Source organism: Agromyces sp. Root81 (assembly GCF_001429165.1).
Lineage (GTDB): Bacteria > Actinomycetota > Actinomycetes > Actinomycetales > Microbacteriaceae > Agromyces.
On record NZ_LMIR01000001.1, the window covers coordinates 490799 to 508719 of the forward strand.

Genomic DNA, 17921 nt, shown 5'->3' on the forward strand with positions numbered 1-17921 from the left:
TTCAGCTACGGTACCAGCTGTCTCGACCTATATAGAATAGCGCGGACCATCGATCGACGATGACCTGTCGAGGAAGCCGCTGTAGCCGACCTCAGCCGGCCGCCGGGTCCGAGGGATCCTGTATCGCGTCGAGGAATTCCGCGAACGTCGGTGCCGCGCCTGCGGTGTCGCGACCTTCCCGCATTGCTGACGCGCGGCTCTCCGTCCATTCCTTCGCGTGATCGATGCCTTCCGGCGCGCCGCCCTTGCTCATGAGTTGGAAGTCCCGGGCGAGTTCGGCTGCGACCTCTGCTCGTACGTTTCGGAGCCAGCGGTCGAACGCGATGCGGCGCTCTTCCGTGTCGGCGGCCGGCGCCTGCCAGGCTTCGATCTGGCCAGCATCCCAGACCGCCAGGAGTCCTGCCTCCGCGCCCTCATACGGGTCGTTCGTGAGGTAGGTGGTCTCGCCGCTGACTTTCCGGTTGAGGGCGTGCCTGAGCTTGTCGTCGTCGTCGGGCCAGAGCTTGCGGAGGTGCGGAAGCAGTTCGGCTGTCGTCGAGGTGAGCAGCCATGATGGGAGCTTCCTGGGCTCATCGGCGGTCGTCATCGTGACTCTCCTCAGCGGTTGGGTGGGCCTGCACAACGATGTCCGGGACGCGACCGCACAGCATGCAGATCCTGATTGCACCGAACATCTCGGAGCCTGCGTTCGTTGCCACGGCCCGGTACCCGGCTTCGGTATCATCGCAGGCATTCCACTGGATCGTGAGTCCTTCCGCGATTGCGCTGCGGACGGCTGCCGTCCCTTGCTCGAGTTCACGGCACCCGGAGCTCTCTGATCGGCTCCCGCCGGGATGCGGCGACCGCGGGCAGGAGTGCGGAGACGGTCGCGACGAGCACGGCGAGGATGCAGACTCCGGCGACGTAGCTCCATCCCGGGAGCGGGTCACCGGTGACGGCGAGCACCATGAGTGCGGTCGCGGAGCCGATGGCGGCGCCGACGGTCGCGACGGCTGCGGTCTGGATGGTGATGAGGGCGACGATGAGTCGTTGCGACGCCCCGAGTGCACGGCGGCGGCCGAAGTCCTTCCGCCGCAGCATCACCATGCCGTAGAGGAGCACCGCGACGAGGAACGCGGTGACGGCGAGGATGCCGAGGGTGAGGGTGCGGCCGAAGCTGCCGAGCTGGCCCTCGATGATCGCGCGGAGCGAGGCGAGGTCTTCGCTGGTCTGCACGCTGACCTTCGTCGGGTCGTCGACGCCGAGCACGGAGCCGACAGCTTCGGCGACGGGTGCGACGAGGTCGGGACGTTCGGCGATGACGAGTAGCGCGCCGACGGGCGCGGGCGGGGCGTCCCCCAGTTGCGGGGCCAGGAGCAGTGGTTCGAGGAACGCGAGGTGCTCGGGGACGGCGATGCGGCCGCCGACGGCGTAGCCGCCGGTGCCGTCGGTGAGCTCGACCGATCCGATGGGTTCGTCGAGCCCGAGTTGGGCGAGTGCGGTGTCGGACGCGTACGCGACATCCCCGTCGCCTGGGAGCGTCTCCGGCAGGCCGAGCTGTGTCCAGTCGTCGGCCCAGACCTGTCGGAGCGGGACCCGGGTGCCGTCGTCGAATGCGGCGTTGCGGACGTCTTGGGCGAGGCTGAATGCGCCGGCCCATTCGATGCCGTCGAGGTGTCTGATCCGGTCGAGCACGGTCGTGTCGAGGCCTGCGGCGGGTTCGGCGCGGACGATGATGGACCGGGTGCCGGCGGAGTCGATGGACCCGATGACGTCTTGTTCGGCGCCGACCGCGCGGCCGGAGGTCAGCAGCACCGCGGCGCACATCCCGGCGATCACGACAAGGGTGAGCACGGATGCGACCGGTTGGGTGAGCGCGGAGACCAGCGCCTCCCGCACGACTGCCCACCACGACGGCGTGCGTCGCCCTGTGCTTCGCACGCGGCCGCCGCTTGCGGTCGCGCCCGATGGGTTCGCGGCGAGTTCTCGCTCGGTCGTGGTCACAGCATCAGCTCCCGGTCGCAGCGGGCGACCAGCGCCGGGTCGTGCGTGACGACGATGACGGCCGCGCCGCGCCTGGCCTGTTCGTGCAGTGCGGTCACGACGACATCGGATGACGCGGGGTCGAGGTTACCGGTCGGCTCATCGGCGAGGAGGATCCGAGGGTCGCCCAGCAGGGCCCGGCACAGAGCGATGCGTTGCGCCTGGCCGCCGGAGACCTGCCCGGGCTTGGCGCCGGCGCGGAGTGCGACCCCGAACTGGTCCATCAGCTCGTGCGCCCGTCCGGTCGCGGCGCGGCGGTCGTCGCCGCGGTACAGCACCGTCTCGAGGATGTTGTCGAGCACGGTGCGGGACGCGTCCAGCGCAGCATCCTGGAACACGAAGCCGAACGTCGAACTCCGAAGTGCCGCGCGGTCCCGGTCCGGCAGGCCCTGCGCAGCCTCACCGTCGACGAGCACTCGCCCGCCGACTGGTTTCAGCATCATGCCGAGCAGGTACAGCAGGGTCGACTTGCCTCGGCCCGACGGACCGGTGACGGCGACGACTTCACCGGCATGGAAGTCGGCCGACCAGCCGTCGAGGAGCAGGGAACGCGGATCGTACCCGAAGGAGAGCCCGTCAGCGGCGAGCAGCGCGGTCACGACTTCCCGCCGGCAGCCTCTTCGCCGGACGCGGGAACCCGCACTCGCATGCCGGCCGGTGCGCCGTCGATGACCGACATGCCCTTCGCCGCCGCGACGACGGCAACCTCGTGCCGCTCGCCCTCGTCGTCGACGACCGAGATGGTTCCGTCGGTCGCTGACAGGAGCGCCGCCGACGGGGCGACGACACCCGTCACCGTCGGCTGGGTCACAATCTTCGACAGCAGCCGGGACGAGCCTTCGGCAGGGAGGGTGCCGCACCCGGCGCCGCAGATCGTCGCGCCGCCCACGCCCTGCAGCACGACATCGACCTGATCGCCGGACTCCTCCGAAGGCTTCTGGCTCGCCACCTCCGCCGCCCACACGGTTCCGTCCGGCGCCTGCACCTCGACCGCCGTGCCGACAGGCATCGACCCCGCCTGCGACACCGTCACCGGGATCGTGAACACCGGCTCAGCAGACAGCGCCGACACCGCCGCTTCGCCGCCGCTCAGCGACGCGCCCCTGAACACGATCTCCGGGTCGAGGGTGACCCGGGTCGGCAACGTCGGCACGAAGACCACGTCACCCGGTTGCACGACCCCGTCGTCCCCAATCCCGAGCGAGTCCTGCCAGTCCTTCACGGCAGCCTCCGTCCGGCTGCCGAACTCGCCGTCGACCGCACCGGAGTAAAACCCGAGCTCGGTCAGCAGCTGCTGCAGCTGCTGCACGTCCGAGCCCTTCGCCTCCCGACTCAGCGGCCGAAACACCGGCGTCGCACCGGCCGCCACGACGACCGGCCGGAGGTTCACCGAGTACAGCACCGAACCCGCCCGCACCTCGTCCCCAGGCGCGACAGTCACTGACGTCACGGTTCCCGATGCCTGATTCGTAGCGGCAAGCGCCGGCTGCCACTCCGCGACCGTGTTCAGCTGCATCGACGAGCCGACCTCACCGTCCACGAGCTCCACGTACGTATACGGCGTCTCCGACAGCACGTCACGCGGCGGCGCGAACACCGCGGTGACCGCCCACCCTGCGACAGCACCGACCGCGAGCAGGCTGACGACCAACACCGGGATGCGCCACCAGCGCCGCCGAGGCTTCTCGGCGTTCATGTTCATCGGGCCATTGTCGGTCACGACACTCCTTCATGCGACTCATCGGTGAGATGGCCCTGCGTTCTTGTCTGTTTCGGCGCTGTGGTTCCCACCGGCAGCCGGTTCGTCAGCAGCTTGCGACCCAATATAAGTCGAATATGGGTGGTCGTCTACCGGATCGATGCCGCCTCCGAGGCGAGGCCTGACGTGCCGGAAGAATGCGCCCCTGTTACCAGGTACCGAAGAACCAGGCTGGTTGCGGGCATGCCTCGTTGACCTCGCGCCACTTCGAGTCAGGCATGCCCATGACGCCCGAACTTGCGGCGTACGCGGACCAGCGCCCTGCGCCCGGGAAGGCGTCGATGAACTCCTGCTCCGACGGCGGCTCGTCGATGTCGTCGTAGCCGAGCTCGATGAGGCAGTCACGCGTCTCGAGCTCCTGGGCGTAGACCTTCTTCATGTCGGCGGTCGACATGTTCGTGATGGCGTCGTCGTACGGCGCCCAGCACTCGTCGGCATCTGCACGGTAGAGCTCGTACTGGTCGTCCGGTATGTCGCCGGCGTCCGTGCCGACGCCCCCGTCCCACGAGATCGTGACGGGCCAACCCTTCTCGATCAGACACCTGTACGCCTCGTTCGACGCCGGTGACAGGCTGAGCCCTTCATCGACCGGAGAGGTGGTCGGTTCCGGCTTCTCACTCTGGCCGGCGCAGCCGGTCAGCACGAGCCCGGCGCTGAGCGCCAGCATGGTCGGCATTCCCCTTCGACGTGCTGTGAGCATCGTCCCTCATTCCAGTCGGAGCAGTCGTTCGCTGCGGTCGATGGTAAGTCGATATAGACGGATTAGCTAGCATCTCGCGTCGGTATATGGAGTCCTCGCGTGCGGCGAGACATCCGGTTTTCGTCTCTCGCCACCTCACCGGCACCGACTACTGCCGGTGCAGTTCCGCCGGAACCATCGGGCACAACTCGGGAATCTCCGACGCTTCCTCCATCGTCAGTGCATCGTCGTCACCGTACGGAATCCAGGGCCGACCGTTCTCCCAGTCCTCGATGAAGACTTGTTCGCTCGGAAGCGCCGACGCCGACGACCCTGCCTGTTCGATGCAGGGGATGACCGTGTGCTTTTGGTACGCGTAGATGTAGCGAAGCTCGGCCTCGGTGTACGGGCGAATGAACCGGGGGTCGAGTGGGTACATCACGTCGCAGGCGTATGCAGCGAGCGTCTGAGCTTCTGCCTGCTCATCCGGCGGTACCGGGGAGTAGGTGATACCCCCTTCGTCATTCGGATGGGCAGGGAATCCCTGCTCGGTGACGCAGTCAGCCTTGACGTGAGCGATCTCGCTCTGCGTGACGAACCGCACCCGGTCAGGGGTCGGCAGCACGGCACCGGGATACAGCGACAGAATTCTCCCCCCCTTCTCCTCGAGGATGCTCGCGGCCAGCGCTTCTGACTGCGACTCGCTCAGCGGAGCGACGGATGGCACGGGCGGCAACTCGTCCACTGAGCACGCCGTGAGCGGGATGGCGCTGAGCGCGACAACGCCGACCAGCGCCATGACGACGAAGGGCCCCCGGTGCGGCTCTCGCGAGGATCCAGTCACCCCCAGAGGCCCTTTGGCAACTGGGGGCACGTCTCATCGGCCCCAGCGAAGGACGACATGTCGACCTCGTTGATCGGGTTGTACCCGCCCGTTCGTGGGTACTCGTCGAGGAAGACCTGCTCCGAGGTGGGTTCGGAGATCTCGTGGCCGAGGTCGATCAGGCATTGCCGCATCTCACCCGCCCGGTACCGGTAGAGGTACACATTGCCGCGAGTTCGGTTTCCACGATCTGCTCGGATTCCGATGCGGAAAGGGCGTCTGGGATCGGCTTCGCGTCGGCGGGCTGGCCTGCGTAGCTGGCGACGAGGAACGTGACGGTGCCCGCAACGACCCAACCTAGATTCCGACGCGTGCGGTTCAACATGTGCCTCCTCGAATTGACATGCAGACGGAGCATGGGCGCCGCTACCAGGTTCCGAACGACCAGGCCGGCTGCGGGCAGGCCTCGTTGACCTCACGCCACTTCGAGTCCGGCATACCCATGACGCCGGCGCTGGCGCTGTACGCGGACCACCGGCCGGCGCCCGGGAACGAGTCGATGAACTCCTGCTCCGACGGCGGCTCGTCGAGGTCGTCGAAGCCGAGCTCGATGAGGCAGTCACGCGTCTCGAGCTCCTGGAGGTAGACCGTCTCGATGTCCGAGACCGGCATGTTCAGGCTGGCCTCGTTGATCGGCGCCCAGCACTCGTCGGAGTCCGCTTTGTACAACTCCATCTGTTCGGCCGGGATGCTGTCACTGTCTGTGCCGATTCCGCCGTCCCACGAAATGGTGACGTCCCAGCCCCTCACGGTCAAGCACTCGTAGACCTGGTTCGACGCCGGCGACAGGCTGAGCCCTTCATCGACCGGCGACGTCGTCGGTTCCGGGGCCGGGCTGCTGCAGCCCGTCAATACGAGGCCGGCCCCCACGGCCAGCGTGGTGAGCACTCCCCATTGACGTGCTCGGTGCATCGTTCCTCATTCCAGTCGGAGCAGTTGTCCACTGCAGTCGATGGTAAATCGATATAGCCAGATTAGCTAGTCCTCGCAGAATCGTGCACGGCATCCGAGAACGCTCGCGTGCCGAAGAGCGGCCCAGCGAATAGCCTGAGGTCGTGGACTGCTGCGATCCACGACCGCCGAGCCGAGGCGCCCCGCGATGACGCGCCGGGCCGTCTCGCAGCGCCTGTTCTCACCCGCCTTCATCGCGCTGGGCGTCGCGGAGCTCTGCTACTTCACGGCCGTCGGGGTGTCGATCTACGCGCTGCCGCTCACCATCACCGGTCCGATCGGCGGCGACGAGGCGATGGCCGGCCTCGCGTTCGGAGCGTTCGCCCTGTCGGCCCTGGTGCTGCGTCCCGTCGCCGGGCGCCTCGCGGACACCCTCGGCCGGCGGCCGTTGCTCCTCGGGGGCGCGCTCATCGCCGCGCTGAGCCTGGCCCTGCTCGCGATCGCCGGCGACATCGTGACGATCATCGTGCTTCGCCTCCTCGCGGGCGTCGCCGAGGCGGCGTTCTTCGTCGCCGGGTTCGCGGCGCTCGCCGACCTTGCGCCGCGCGACCGCATGGGCGAGGCGCTGTCGTACAACTCGCTCGGGCTCTACCTCGGCATCGCCCTCGGTCCGCCGCTCGGCGAGGCGCTCGTCGGCGTCTCGGGGTTCGCCCTCGCGTGGAACGGCGCGGCGGTGCTCGCCGTGCTCGCCGCCGGGCTCTCGCTCCTCATCGGCGAGACGAGGGAGGGGCCGCCGCCCGCGAAGGCGGATCGACGAATCATCCACCGCCCCGCGCTGCCGATCTCGCTCGGCTTCCTCTCGTCGCTCGTGCCGATCGGTGGCTTCCTCGCCTTCGCGGCACTGCAGGGCGAAGCGGTCGGCTCCGGGAACGCGAGCACGGCACTGTTCGTCTACGGCGGGGTGGTCGTGGTGTGCCGCATCGCCTTCGCCCGCGTCCCCGACCGGCTGCCCCCGCTTGCCCTCGGCGCTGCAGCGCTCCTCACGATCGGCGTCGGCCTCGTGATCATCGCGTCGTGGGCATCGCCGATCGGCCTCATGCTCGGCACGGGCGTCGCGGCGATCGGGGTCGCCTTCAGCACTCCCGCGTTCTTCGGGGCGATCTTCGCGACCGCTTCGCCGTCGCAGCGCGGCGTGGCATCCGGCACCGCGAGTGCCGCCATCGACCTCGGGCTCGGACTGGGACCGATCGTGCTCGGCATCGTCGCCGACGCCGCAGGGCTCCCGTGGGCCTTCGGCATCGGAGCGGCCGTCGCCGGTATCGGGGCAGTTTGGACGCTCCTCCTCTTCCGCAGCGCCGGTGCGTCGGCCCGGCGCCCGCAGACGAACCTGCCCGCCTGACGCGGGCTCGCGAGGTCGGCACGCGAGGTTCACCGCATCCCCGTGTCGGACCCCGCCGACCCCGCGACATCCGTTAGCCTCGATCGGTGCCCGCGACGCCCCCTGATTCCTTCCGCAGCGACCCCCACGACCGGTACAGCGGTGATGTGCTCGCCGGCGACTGGAAGGCGCGCGGGCGCAAGGTGGTCCCGACGGTCGAGGCCGAGCGCGACCTCGTCGTCGAGCTCGCCGAGAGCGGGTTCTGCGGTGCCGTGATCGGCATCGAGAAGAACATCGTGGTGCTCGAAGACCGCTTCGGCGCGAAGCGCATGTTCCCGCTCGGCCACGGCTTCCTCGTCGACGGCGAGGCTGTGCAGCTCGTCGCGCCGAGGCCGAAGGCGCCCGCCGGGCGACTTCGCACGGCATCCGGCTCGTTCGCCGTCGAGTCCGCGCCGGCGCGAGTCGCGCTGCCGAGCCGGATCTTCGTCGAGGGGCGCCACGACGCCGAGCTCGTCGAGAAGGTCTGGGGCGCCGACCTCCGCATCGAGGGCGTCGTCGTCGAGTACCTCGAGGGTGTCGACGTGCTCGCCGACGCGCTCGCGGAGTTCCGCCCCGGCCCCGGTCGCAAGGCCGGGGTGCTCGTCGACCACCTCGTGCCCGGCTCGAAGGAGCAGCGCATCGCCGATGCCGTCATGCGCGGCCCGCACGGGGCGAACGTGCTCGTGGTGGGGCATCCGTTCATCGACATCTGGCAGGGCGTGAAGCCGGCCCGCCTCGGCAAGGAGGCCTGGCCCGTGATCCCCCGGGGCACAGAGTGGAAGCACGGCGTCTGCGACGCGTTCGGCTGGCCGCACGCCGAGCAGGCCGACATCGCGCGAGCCTGGCAGCACATCCTCGGCCGGGTGCGCGGCTACGGCGACCTCGAGCCGGCCCTGCTCGGCCGTGTCGAGGAGCTCATCGACTTCGTGACCGCACCCGCCGGCTGACGACGCAGCCGTCGCAACGGCGGGTCGCGGCGAGTCAGATCGAGAAGCCGCCGTCGCTCATGATCAGCTGACCCGTCACCCAGCGGCCCTCGTCGGAGACGAGGAAGCGCACGAGGCGTGCGGCATCGTCGGGCGTGCCGAGCCTGCCGCTCGGCTGGGCGGCGGTGAGCGCCATGCGCGTCTCGTCGTCCATCCAGCCGGTGTCGACCGGCCCGGGGTTCACGAGGTTCGCCGTGATGCCGAGCGGCGCGAGCTCGCGGGCGGCGGCGATGACGATGCGGTCGAGCGCGCCCTTGCTCGCGCCGTAGGGCACGTTGCCGACGACGTGATCGCTCGTGAGGGCGACGACACGGCCGCCGCCGCTCGGCACCTGTGCGGCGAAGGACTGCAGCAGCAGCCACGACGCACGGGTGTTGACCGCGAAGTGCCGGTCGAAGCTCTCGATCGTGGTGTCGAGGATCCCCGAGTCCACGCCCTCGGCGTGCGAGAGCACGAGCGCACTGATCGGCCCCAGAGCAGCGGATGCCTCGGCGACGAGCCGGCCCGGGACCTCCGGGTCGGCGAGGTCGGTGTCGAGGGCGATCGTGCGGGCGCCGAGTGCGCGGAGTGCGGCCGCGAGCGCCGCCGGATCCCGGTCGGGGTCGCCGCCCAGCGACATCCGCCGGTCGTAGTCGCCGAGGTGACTGAACGCGACGTCCCAGCCGTCGGCGGCGAGGGTGGCGGCGATCGCCCAGGCGATGCCGTTGCTGCGGCCGGCGCCGGTGAGCAGTGCGACTGGTCGTGACATGGGACTCCTAGACGATGGTGGTGCCGAAGGCGAGGCCGAGGAGGTACGTGACCGCCGCAGCTCCGAGGCCGATGCCGAGCTGACGGAGTGCCCGCTTCAGCGGTGATGCGCCCGAGAGGAGTCCGACGATCGCTCCGGTGGCGAGGAGTGCGATGCCGACGAGCACCGTCGCCGTCAGGATCGCCGGCAGGCCCGTCATGCCGAAGAGGTACGGCAGCACGGGGATCAGCGCGCCCGACGCGAAGAAGCAGAAGCTCGAGACCGCGGCCGAGAGGCCGGTGCCGACGGCTTCGTCGTCGTGCTCGACGATGCTGAGCGCGTCGGTCGGCGCCTGCACCTGTTCGGCGGCGTGCACCCGCGCGACGACGAAGGCGGCGTGCTCGATGGCATCCTGTTCGTCCATGCCGCGCGCGCGGTAGACGAGCGCGAGTTCGTTGGCGTCGATGTCGAGGTCGGGCAGCGCCTCGCGCGCAGTGGGGTCTGGGGCGGATGCCTCGAGCAGCTCGCGCTGCGACCGCACAGAGACGTACTCCCCCGCACCCATCGACAGCGCGCCGGCGAGCAGGCCCGCGATGCCCGTGAACAGCACGACGGCCGCAGGCACGCCGGTGGCGCCGATGCCGAGCACGAGCGCGAGGTTCGAGACGAGTCCGTCGTTGGCGCCGAAGACCGCGGCGCGGAACGTGCCGGCGAGGCGGCGACGCCCACGCGACGCGAGCCCGCGCACGACCTCGCCGTGGATGCGCTCGTCGGCCGCCATGGCCGCGGTCGCGTCGGGGTCGGTGGCGTACGGGGAACGGGCCTCGGCGCGCTGCGCGAGGGCGAGCACGAAGATGGAGCCGAATCGGCGGGCGAGCGCTCCGAGCAGGCGCGTGCGCACGTCGGCGCGGGGCACGCCGCTGTCGTCGCCCCCGAGCAGGGCGAGCCAATGGGCTTCGTGGCGACCCTCCGCCGCGGCGAGGGCGAGGAGGATGTCGCGCTCCTCACCGTCACGCCGTGCCGCGAGCTCGCGGTAGACGGCCGCCTCCGCACGCTCGTCGGCGAGGTAGCGGCGCCACCGCGCCCGGTCGGCGGCGGTGCCTGCCGGCTGTACGTCGTTCATGGTGCTCCCGTTCATCGCGGGCGCCCGGCTGTCGCGGCTGAACTCGTCCCGCGCCATCGCATGCGGCCGCCCGCGCGGCCTCAGCCACGCTATCGGGCGTGTGCGTCGCGAGCGCCGGACTCGCCCGGATTGGCAGCTTTTCGGAGCGCCGAACCGGGTTCAGCCGACGAGCTTGTTCCAGCCGTCGCCGTCGACGTGCTCGAAGATCAGATTCGTCTCGGTGTGGGCAACGGCAGGATGCCCCGTGAGGTAGTTGAGCACGAACTCGCGCAGTTCTTCGGCATCGCGTGCCGCGACGTGGATCAGGTAGTCCTCGGCTCCGGCCATGTGGAAGACGCCGATGACGCCGGGCAGGTGCGGCACGGCCTGGCGGAACGCGTCGATCTCGCTGCGGTCGTGCTTGACGAGCCGGATCGCGATGAGCGCTTGCAGCGAGACGCCGAGCGAGGCGAGGTCCACGTCGACCCGGTAGCCGCGCACGGTGCCGAGGGACTGCAGCCGGCGGAGACGAAGCGATACGGTGGACTCGGCGACACCGACCTCGGCGGCGAGGGCGGCACCCGACGCGCGAGCGTTGGTCGAGAGCGCTTGGAGCAGTGCACGGTCGACGCGGTCGAGTTCTGGTTTCTGCGCCACTGGTGGTCTCCTGAGGGATCGGGAATGCAGAACATTCGAGATTTCGAGCATATCCCATCGAAGCTTCACCGTGGTTTGCTGAATGTCACAGATTCTGCTTGATTCAAGCCATGCAGACATCGTCGTCGCACCTCGAGACCCGCGCCGTCCACGGCGGCATGGCGGGCGTTCGAGAGAGCGGATCCCATGTGCCCGTCATCGACTTCTCCACCACGAATCCGCTCGGCGACGTCGAGACCGGCGGTGCCTCCTACGAGGAGCTCGCGACCGGGCACGACCTCGGCGAGGGCCGCTCCGCGGTGTACCAGCGGCTCTGGCAGCCGGGCGTCGCCCGCTTCGAGGAATCGCTCGCAGGGCTCGAGGGCACCGAGGGCGCCGTCGCCTTCGCGAGCGGCATGGCCGCGCTCGCCGCGACGCTCATCGCCACGGCCTCTGCCGGTCGGCCGCACGTCGTCGCGGTGCGCCCGCTCTACGGCGGCACCGACCACGTGCTCGCGAGCGGCCTGCTCGGCACCGAAGTGACCTGGACGGATGCCGCGGGCATCGCGAGTGCCATCCGGCCCGACACCGGGCTCGTCGTCATCGAGACGCCCGCGAACCCGACGCTCGAACTCCTCGACATCAGGGCCGTCGCGGATGCCGCGGGCGACGTGCCCCTGCTCGTCGACAACACGTTCGCGACGCCGGTGCTGCAGCGCCCGGTCGAGCACGGCGCGACGCTCGTGCTGCACAGCGCGACGAAGTACCTCGGCGGTCACGGCGACGTGATGGGCGGCGTCGTGGCGGCCGACCAGGCGTGGGTGGAGCGACTGCGACAGGTGCGTGCCCTGACCGGCGGACTGCTGCATCCGATGGCCGCGTACCTGCTGCACCGCGGACTCCGCACCCTGCCGTTGCGGGTCCGCGCGCAGCAGGCGACCGCCGCCGTGCTCGCCGAGCGACTGCTCGCCCACCCGGCCGTGGCGAGCGTGCACTACCCCGGCCTGCCCGGCCAGGACCCGGCCGGCCTGCTCGGCCGCCAGCTCGAGGGGCCGGGTTCGATCATCGCCCTCGACCTGGTCGGCGGCTACGACGCGGCGGCACGATTCACGGAGTCCTGCGAGCTCGTCACCCATGCCGTCTCGCTCGGCGGTGTCGACTCGCTCGTGCAGCACCCCGCATCGCTGACCCATCGACCGGTCGCCGGCGAGGCGAAGCCCGGCGCGGGCATCGTGCGCCTCGCGATCGGGCTCGAGCACGTCGACGATCTCACGAGCGACCTCATGGCGGCGCTCGACCGTGCGGCCGAGCTCGGCGGGATCGAGGCCGTACCGAGCGACGACGCCGACCGCGAGCGCGTCGAAGTCCGCTGAAGTGTCACCCGACCGGCGCTCGGGATCAGTCGCGCGCCGGTTCGGGTGACGGCATCGTGGTCGTGTGCACGGGGTTCCGGATCCCGATCCACGACACGATGCCGCCGACGAGGAGGAACATGGCCGTCGCGATCGCGGCCCGGTGGAACCCGATGACGTCGAGCTGTGCGCCGACGATGACGCCGATCGAGGCGATCGCGACGAGTCCTGCGATGCGCGCGACGGCGTTGTTGACGGCGGAGCCGATGCCGGCGCGCGCCGGATCGACCGCGCCGAGGATCGCCGCGGTGAGCGGCGCCACGGTCATCGCCATGCCGAGCCCCATCACGATGATGCCGGGCAGGAGTTGGGTCCAGTACGACACCTCGGTCGTGACTGTCAGGGTGAGCAGGTACCCGATGGCGACGGTGATCGGTCCGAGCGTCATGAAGATGCGCGGCCCGAGGCGGGTCGACAACCCGCCGAACCAGGAGCCGAGGAAGACGATCATGATCGTCGGCGGCAGCGTCGCGAGCCCGGCGAGCGTCGCCGAGAATCCGGCGTACTCCTGCAGGAAGATCGTGATCGCGAACGGTCCGAGCGAGAACGCGGCGTAGATGAAGAGCGTCGCGAGGTTGCCAGCAGCGAAGTTGCGTGCGCGGAAGAGGCTGAGCGGCAGCATCGGCTGCGGCGCCCGATGCTCCCACCAGACGAAGACGACCAGGGCGACCAGACCGACGATGAGCGGGATGTAGACGACCGGCGACGACCAGCCGAACCGGCCCTGCTCGATGAGCGCGAAGACCGTGCCGCCGAGGCCGACGACGCCGAGGGCGGCGCCCAGCCAGTCGATGCGCTCCTTGGCGGGATTGGCCGCGTCGCGACCGAGCACGCGCATGAGCACGAGCGCGAATGCGATCGGCAGCAGGTTGATCCAGAAGACGAGTCGCCACGAGACGAGGTCGACGAGCAGACCGCCGAGGAGCGGTCCGACGAGGAACGCGACGGTGGTCCACGCCGTCCAGCGCCCGATCGCCTTGCCCTGCTCCGCCGCCGGAAACGTCGCGATGATGAGGGCGAGCGAACTCGGCACGAGGAGCGCGCCGGCTGCCCCTTGCAGCCCTCTGCCGATGACGAAGACGAGCCCGTCGGGCGCGACGGCGCACAGCACCGAGGTGGCGGCGAAGCCGTAGAGCCCGATCCGGATGATCCGCAGCCGCCCGTAGGAGTCCGACAGCGACCCGGCGAGCAGGATGAGCGAGCCGAGCGTCAGCAGGTAGGCGTCGACCGCCCATTGCTGCAGGGCGAGCCCTCCACCGAGCTCCGCCTCGATCGCGGGAAGCGCGACATTGATGACCGCACCGTCGAGGAACGCGATGAAGGCGACGACGATCGCGACGACGAGCACCCGGGAGCGGCGTTCCATACTCGTCATGCTAGCCCGCGCCAAAAGGGCGGTGGCGGCCGGACCCGGCCACCACCGCCCTCCGCGGAGCGGGCCTCGCTAGGCGGCCAGCCAGACGTCGGGCCCGAACACCTCGTAGTGGATGTCGGTCGCCGGGATGCCTGCGCTGATGGCCTGCGACCGGATGGAACGCATGAAGGGCAGCGGTCCGCAGAGGTACAGCTTGGCGCCGGTCGGCAGGTCGATGCCGTTCAGGTCCATGAACCCGGACTCGGCGTCGACACCCGCCGCGGCCTCCTCCAGCCAGAGCTGCAGCTCGGCGTTGGGCAACTGCTCCACCGCGGAGCGCATCTGGCCTTCGAGAGCCCAGTTCCCGGCGCGCTGCTCGGCGTGCAGCACGAGGACTCGGCGGTCGGAGACCCGCTGCGCGAGGGATTGCAGGATGGACGCGCTCGGAGTGCAGCCGATCCCCGCGGTGGCGAGCACGATCGGGGCATCCGAGTCGTCGAGTTCGATGTCGCCGTACGGGTTCGAAAGCTCGACGACGTCGCCGACGTTCACCGAGCCGTGCAGGTGGGGCGAGACCTCGCCGCCCTCGTCGAGCTTGGTCGTGAAGACCCGCTCGGTGAGCGAGTCCACGCTGTCCGACAGCGAGTACTGGCGTGCCTGGCGAAGGCCATCGGCGAGGCGCACTCGCACGGAGACGTACTGGCCGGGGGTGGCGCGGGTGACCGGCGTGCTGTCAGCGGGAGTCAGGCGGAAGGTGATGGATCCCGCACCGGCGGCATCCTTCGCGGTGACGCGCCACGACGTCCACATCTCATCGTTCGCCTGCTGGGCGTAGAGGCCCTTCTCGAGCTTGATCAGCGCATCGGCCATGAGCCAGTAGACCTCGGTCCACGCTTCGGCGACCTCGGGCGTGACGGCTTCGCCCAGGTCGTCGGCGATCGCGGCGAAGAGGTGCTCGTAGACGATCGGGTAGCCGGACTCGGGGATGCCGAGCGAGGTGTGCTTGTGCGCGATCCTCGACAGCACGGCCTCGGGAAGCGTGCCCGGGTGGGCCATCAGGTGGGATGCGAAAGCGGCGATGCTGCCGGCGAGGGCCCGCTGCTGGGTGCCGTTCTGCTGGTTGGCGCGGCTGAACATGCCGTCCATCAGCTCGGGATGCGCGGCGAACAGGCGGCGGTAGAACTTCGGGGTGATCTCGTCGATGCGTCCCGCGATGACGGGCAGTGTGGCTTCGATGACGGGGCGGGACTTCTCAGACAGCATCGTTTCTCCTTCGAGCGTCGAACCGGGACCTGATGGCCGATTCCGCTCTATTTCTACACGCTGTAGAAAACATGTCCAAATCGCGCTCCCTCGGGTGGATCGGCCCGGGTCTGCGTCGTCGGCTCAGCGACTGCCGAGCCGCTTGCGCAGGAACTCGATGCGCGCCTGCAGCTGCGTCACCGTGGCCTGCGCGACCGCGGGGCCGCCGCACACGCGGCGCAGCTCGCCGTGCACCTGCGAGTGCGCCTCGCCGGTATGCCGCGCCCAGAGGCCCACGAGGCTGTTGAGCAGCGACCGCTGCTCCTTCAGCGTGCGGAAGAGCGCGACCGGTTCGGGGTCCTCGTCGGCGACCACGTGCTTGCGCCGCTCCCCCGCACGTCGTGCCTGCCGCGCCTGCCGGTGCCGCAACAGCTCGGAGACCTGCTCGGGCTCGAGCAGGCCGGGGATGCCGATGAAGTCGAACTCCTCGTCACTGCCGGGCTCGGCGAGGGTGCCGAACTCGGTGCCGTCGTAGAGCACCCGGTCGAACGAGGCATCCGACCCGATCGCCTCCCAGGTGCCGAACTCCAGCTGCTCCTCGGAGGCGCGCTCCTCGCGATTGGCCGACTCGAGCAGGCTGTCGTCGAGCCCGTCGTCGTCGGCATCGCCGCCGCGCCGATCGAGGGCGTGGTCGCGTTCGAGCTCCATCTGCGACGCGAGGTTCATGAGGGTGGGCACGTTGGGCAGGAAGACCGAGGCCGTCTCACCGCGGCGACGGGCCCGCACGAAGCGGCCGATCGCCTGCGCGAAGAAGAGCGGCGTCGACGCGCTCGTGGCGTAGACGCCCACCGCGAGTCGCGGCACGTCGACGCCCTCGGACACCATGCGCACGGCGACCATCCACCGAGTCGTGCTCGCCGAGAACTCCTCGATGCGCGCGCTCGCCTCCTTCTCGTCGGAGAGCACGATCGTCACCTTCTCGCCGCAGATCTGCTCGAGGATCTGCGCGTAGGCGCGAGCGACGGTCTGGTCGGTCGAGATGACGAGGCCGCCGGCATCGGGGATGCCGTGCCGCACCTCGGTGAGACGCCGGTCGGCCGCAGCCAGCACCGCGGGGATCCACTCGCCGCTCGGCTCGAGCGCCGTGCGCCAGGCCGAGGAGGTGATGTCCTTGGTGTTGTCCTCGCCGAGCTTCGCCTCCATCTCGTCGCCGGCCTTCGTGCGCCAGCGCATGTGGCCCGCGTAGACCATGAAGAGGACCGGACGCACGACGCCGTCGGCGAGGGCACGGCCGTAGCCGTAGTCGTAGTCGGTCTTCGAGAGCCGTACACCCTGCGCGTCGGGCGCGTACTGCACGAACGGGATCGGCGCGGTGTCGGAGCGGAACGGCGTGCCGGTCAGCGAGAGCCGCTTCTCGGCGCGCTCGAACGCCTCGCGGATCGCGTCGCCCCACGAGAGCGTGTCACCGCCGTGGTGCACCTCATCGAGGATCACGAGGGTCTTGCCCGAGAGCGTCACCTCACGGTGCAGCCCCGGCCGCATCGCGACCTGCGCGTACGTCACGGCGACGCCGTGATAGTGGCGGGAGCTGCGCCCGTGGGCGTTGCGGAAATCCGGGTCGAGCCGGATTCCGACGCGCGCCGCGGCATCCGCCCACTGGCGTTTCAGATGGTCGGTCGGCGCCACCACGGTGATGCGGTCGATGATGCGCCGCGCACGCAGCTCGGCCGCGAGTCGCAGGGCGAACGTCGTCTTGCCTGCGCCCGGTGTCGCGGCGGCGAGGAAGTCGCGGGGCAGCTCGGCGAGGTACTGCTCGAGGGCTTCGGCCTGCCAGGCCCGGAGCTTCGAGGCGGTGCCCCACGCTGCGCGTTCGGGGAACGAGGGTGAGAGGTGCTCGGCGGCTGACGTGCCCGGTTGGGGGCCGAAAGGGATCGCGGTACTCACTGGATCCGAGCGTAGCGGAGGCGCCTGACATCCCCGAACCGGCATCGAGTTGGCACAATGGAGGAATGGTCACGCAGCAGCATCCCTGGTCCCGCTACGTCGCCCTCGGCGACTCGTTCACGGAGGGCATCGGCGACCCCGAGCCGACCGCGCCCGGCGGACACCGCGGCTGGGCCGACCGCGTCGCCGAAGAACTGGCGCAGGGCACCGAGGACTTCGCGTACGCGAACCTCGCCGTGCGCGGCAAGCTCATCCAGCAGATCATCGACGAGCAGATCGAGCCCGCGCTCGCGCTGCGCCCCGACCTCGTCACGATCTCCGCGGGCGGCAACGACGTCATCCGGCCGCGCACCGACCCCGACGAGATCGCGGCGCGCTTCGAGTACGCGATCGAGCGCCTCTCCCGCGACCACGCCACGATCGTCATCTTCACGGGCGTCGACGTGGGCTTCTCCCCCGTGTTCCGCGGCATCCGCGGCAAGGTCGCGATCTACAACGAGAACCTGCGCACGATCGCCGCGAAGTACGACTGCATCGTGGCCGACCAGTGGGCGCTCACCGCCATTCAGGACCAGCGCATGTGGGCGCCCGACCGGCTGCACCTGAACTCGCTCGGCCACCACACGGTCGCGCGCATGGTGATCGACGCGCTGAACGTCGAGCACGACCTCGAGCCGCTGCGACCCGAGCCCCTGCCGTCGGGCACGTGGCGCCAGGCACGTGTCGACGACATCTCATGGGCGCGCGAGTACCTCGTGCCGTGGGTCGTGCGGCGCATCCGTCACCAATCGTCGGGCGACCTCATCAGCGCCAAGCGACCGGATGCCGCGCCGTACACGTCTCCCGAGTAGGCCCGAGCCGTCTCGC

18 protein-coding genes are annotated in these 17921 nt (G+C 69.9%); 4 read left to right on the forward strand and 14 right to left on the reverse strand.

All coding sequences use genetic code 11. The features are described 5' to 3' along the window. Positions 1-91: 91 nt before the first annotated feature. The 8 genes from ASE14_RS02425 to ASE14_RS02460 form a co-directional block, all read right to left on the reverse strand. Positions 92-586 (reverse strand): hypothetical protein, encoded by a 495-nt coding sequence (locus ASE14_RS02425; RefSeq protein WP_056650238.1) that lies wholly within the window; start codon positions 584-586, stop codon positions 92-94. A 209-nt stretch (positions 587-795) separates the two neighbouring features. Then, on the reverse strand, positions 796-1983 hold the full coding sequence (locus tag ASE14_RS02430) for an FtsX-like permease family protein (RefSeq protein WP_235511056.1): 1188 nt from the start codon (positions 1981-1983) through the stop codon (positions 796-798). Continuing rightward, positions 1980-2621 (reverse strand): ABC transporter ATP-binding protein, encoded by a 642-nt coding sequence (locus ASE14_RS02435; RefSeq protein WP_056650241.1) that lies wholly within the window; start codon positions 2619-2621, stop codon positions 1980-1982. Before ASE14_RS02435 ends, ASE14_RS02430 begins: the two co-directional genes overlap by 4 nt. Next, positions 2618-3742: a peptidoglycan-binding protein gene (locus tag ASE14_RS02440; protein WP_157372738.1), complete on the reverse strand. Its 1125-nt coding sequence runs from the start codon at positions 3740-3742 to the stop codon at positions 2618-2620. Before ASE14_RS02440 ends, ASE14_RS02435 begins: the two co-directional genes overlap by 4 nt. 187 nt (positions 3743-3929) lie before the next feature. Beyond that, entirely contained in the window at positions 3930-4457 is a 528-nt protein-coding gene (locus tag ASE14_RS02445) for a hypothetical protein (RefSeq protein WP_056650245.1), read from the reverse strand. A gap of 172 nt (positions 4458-4629) precedes the next feature. Continuing rightward, complete coding sequence (locus ASE14_RS02450; RefSeq protein ID WP_056650248.1) at positions 4630-5259, reverse strand: hypothetical protein; 630 nt, start codon at positions 5257-5259, stop codon at positions 4630-4632. 41 nt (positions 5260-5300) lie between these two features. Continuing rightward, positions 5301-5507: a hypothetical protein gene (locus ASE14_RS02455; RefSeq protein WP_056650253.1), complete on the reverse strand. Its 207-nt coding sequence runs from the start codon at positions 5505-5507 to the stop codon at positions 5301-5303. Positions 5508-5709: 202 nt separating this feature from the next. After that, on the reverse strand, positions 5710-6255 hold the full coding sequence (locus ASE14_RS02460) for a hypothetical protein (RefSeq protein WP_157372744.1): 546 nt from the start codon (positions 6253-6255) through the stop codon (positions 5710-5712). Between the two features lie 187 nt (positions 6256-6442). Here ASE14_RS02460 and ASE14_RS02465 point away from each other — a divergent pair, with 187 nt between their 5' ends. Further along, positions 6443-7633: an MFS transporter gene (locus ASE14_RS02465; protein WP_056650259.1), complete on the forward strand. Its 1191-nt coding sequence runs from the start codon at positions 6443-6445 to the stop codon at positions 7631-7633. A gap of 86 nt (positions 7634-7719) precedes the next feature. Continuing rightward, positions 7720-8598: a DUF3097 domain-containing protein gene (locus ASE14_RS02470; RefSeq protein WP_056650261.1), complete on the forward strand. Its 879-nt coding sequence runs from the start codon at positions 7720-7722 to the stop codon at positions 8596-8598. Between the two features lie 34 nt (positions 8599-8632). On the opposite strand, the gene ASE14_RS02475 is transcribed toward ASE14_RS02470, so the two are convergent. The 3 genes from ASE14_RS02475 to ASE14_RS02485 all read right to left on the reverse strand — a co-directional run bounded on the left by ASE14_RS02475 (position 8633) and on the right by ASE14_RS02485 (position 11123). After that, complete coding sequence (locus tag ASE14_RS02475; RefSeq protein WP_056650264.1) at positions 8633-9385, reverse strand: SDR family oxidoreductase; 753 nt, start codon at positions 9383-9385, stop codon at positions 8633-8635. Between the two features lie 7 nt (positions 9386-9392). Beyond that, complete coding sequence (locus ASE14_RS02480; RefSeq protein WP_056651660.1) at positions 9393-10487, reverse strand: VIT1/CCC1 transporter family protein; 1095 nt, start codon at positions 10485-10487, stop codon at positions 9393-9395. Positions 10488-10646: 159 nt separating this feature from the next. Next, entirely contained in the window at positions 10647-11123 is a 477-nt protein-coding gene (locus ASE14_RS02485) for an Lrp/AsnC family transcriptional regulator (RefSeq protein WP_235511057.1), read from the reverse strand. Positions 11124-11233: 110 nt separating this feature from the next. Between ASE14_RS02485 and ASE14_RS02490 the strand changes: the two genes are divergently transcribed. Then, positions 11234-12475, forward strand: a complete 1242-nt coding sequence (locus ASE14_RS02490) for a PLP-dependent aspartate aminotransferase family protein (protein ID WP_056650271.1) — start codon at positions 11234-11236, stop codon at positions 12473-12475. A gap of 25 nt (positions 12476-12500) precedes the next feature. On the opposite strand, the gene ASE14_RS02495 is transcribed toward ASE14_RS02490, so the two are convergent. From ASE14_RS02495 to ASE14_RS02505, 3 genes are all read right to left on the reverse strand, one after another. Then, positions 12501-13880: an MFS transporter gene (locus tag ASE14_RS02495; protein ID WP_235511058.1), complete on the reverse strand. Its 1380-nt coding sequence runs from the start codon at positions 13878-13880 to the stop codon at positions 12501-12503. 78 nt (positions 13881-13958) lie between these two features. Then, positions 13959-15131 (reverse strand): globin domain-containing protein, encoded by a 1173-nt coding sequence (locus ASE14_RS02500; protein ID WP_056650275.1) that lies wholly within the window; start codon positions 15129-15131, stop codon positions 13959-13961. Positions 15132-15254: 123 nt separating this feature from the next. Then, positions 15255-17054 (reverse strand): DEAD/DEAH box helicase, encoded by a 1800-nt coding sequence (locus tag ASE14_RS02505; RefSeq protein WP_056650279.1) that lies wholly within the window; start codon positions 17052-17054, stop codon positions 15255-15257. Positions 17055-17119: 65 nt separating this feature from the next. Here ASE14_RS02505 and ASE14_RS02510 point away from each other — a divergent pair, with 65 nt between their 5' ends. Continuing rightward, positions 17120-17905, forward strand: coding sequence for an SGNH/GDSL hydrolase family protein (locus ASE14_RS02510; protein WP_056650282.1), 786 nt, complete (start codon positions 17120-17122; stop codon positions 17903-17905). Positions 17906-17921: the final 16 nt, after the last annotated feature.

Excerpts from the sequence above, each read along its gene's own strand:
- ASE14_RS02425 (WP_056650238.1), bottom strand. The coding sequence starts at position 586 with ATGACGACCGCCGATGAGCCCAGGAAGCTCCCATCATGGCTGCTCACC.
- ASE14_RS02445 (WP_056650245.1), bottom strand. The coding sequence starts at position 4,457 with ATGCCGACCATGCTGGCGCTCAGCGCCGGGCTCGTGCTGACCGGCTGC.
- ASE14_RS02450 (WP_056650248.1), bottom strand. The coding sequence starts at position 5,259 with ATGGCGCTGGTCGGCGTTGTCGCGCTCAGCGCCATCCCGCTCACGGCG.
- ASE14_RS02460 (WP_157372744.1), bottom strand. The coding sequence starts at position 6,255 with ATGCACCGAGCACGTCAATGGGGAGTGCTCACCACGCTGGCCGTGGGG.
- ASE14_RS02465 (WP_056650259.1), top strand. The coding sequence starts at position 6,443 with ATGACGCGCCGGGCCGTCTCGCAGCGCCTGTTCTCACCCGCCTTCATC.
- ASE14_RS02475 (WP_056650264.1), bottom strand. The coding sequence starts at position 9,385 with ATGTCACGACCAGTCGCACTGCTCACCGGCGCCGGCCGCAGCAACGGC.
- ASE14_RS02480 (WP_056651660.1), bottom strand. The coding sequence starts at position 10,487 with ATGAACGACGTACAGCCGGCAGGCACCGCCGCCGACCGGGCGCGGTGG.
- ASE14_RS02490 (WP_056650271.1), top strand. The coding sequence starts at position 11,234 with ATGCAGACATCGTCGTCGCACCTCGAGACCCGCGCCGTCCACGGCGGC.
- ASE14_RS02495 (WP_235511058.1), bottom strand. The coding sequence starts at position 13,880 with ATGGAACGCCGCTCCCGGGTGCTCGTCGTCGCGATCGTCGTCGCCTTC.
- ASE14_RS02500 (WP_056650275.1), bottom strand. The coding sequence starts at position 15,131 with ATGCTGTCTGAGAAGTCCCGCCCCGTCATCGAAGCCACACTGCCCGTC.
- ASE14_RS02510 (WP_056650282.1), top strand. The coding sequence starts at position 17,120 with ATGGTCACGCAGCAGCATCCCTGGTCCCGCTACGTCGCCCTCGGCGAC.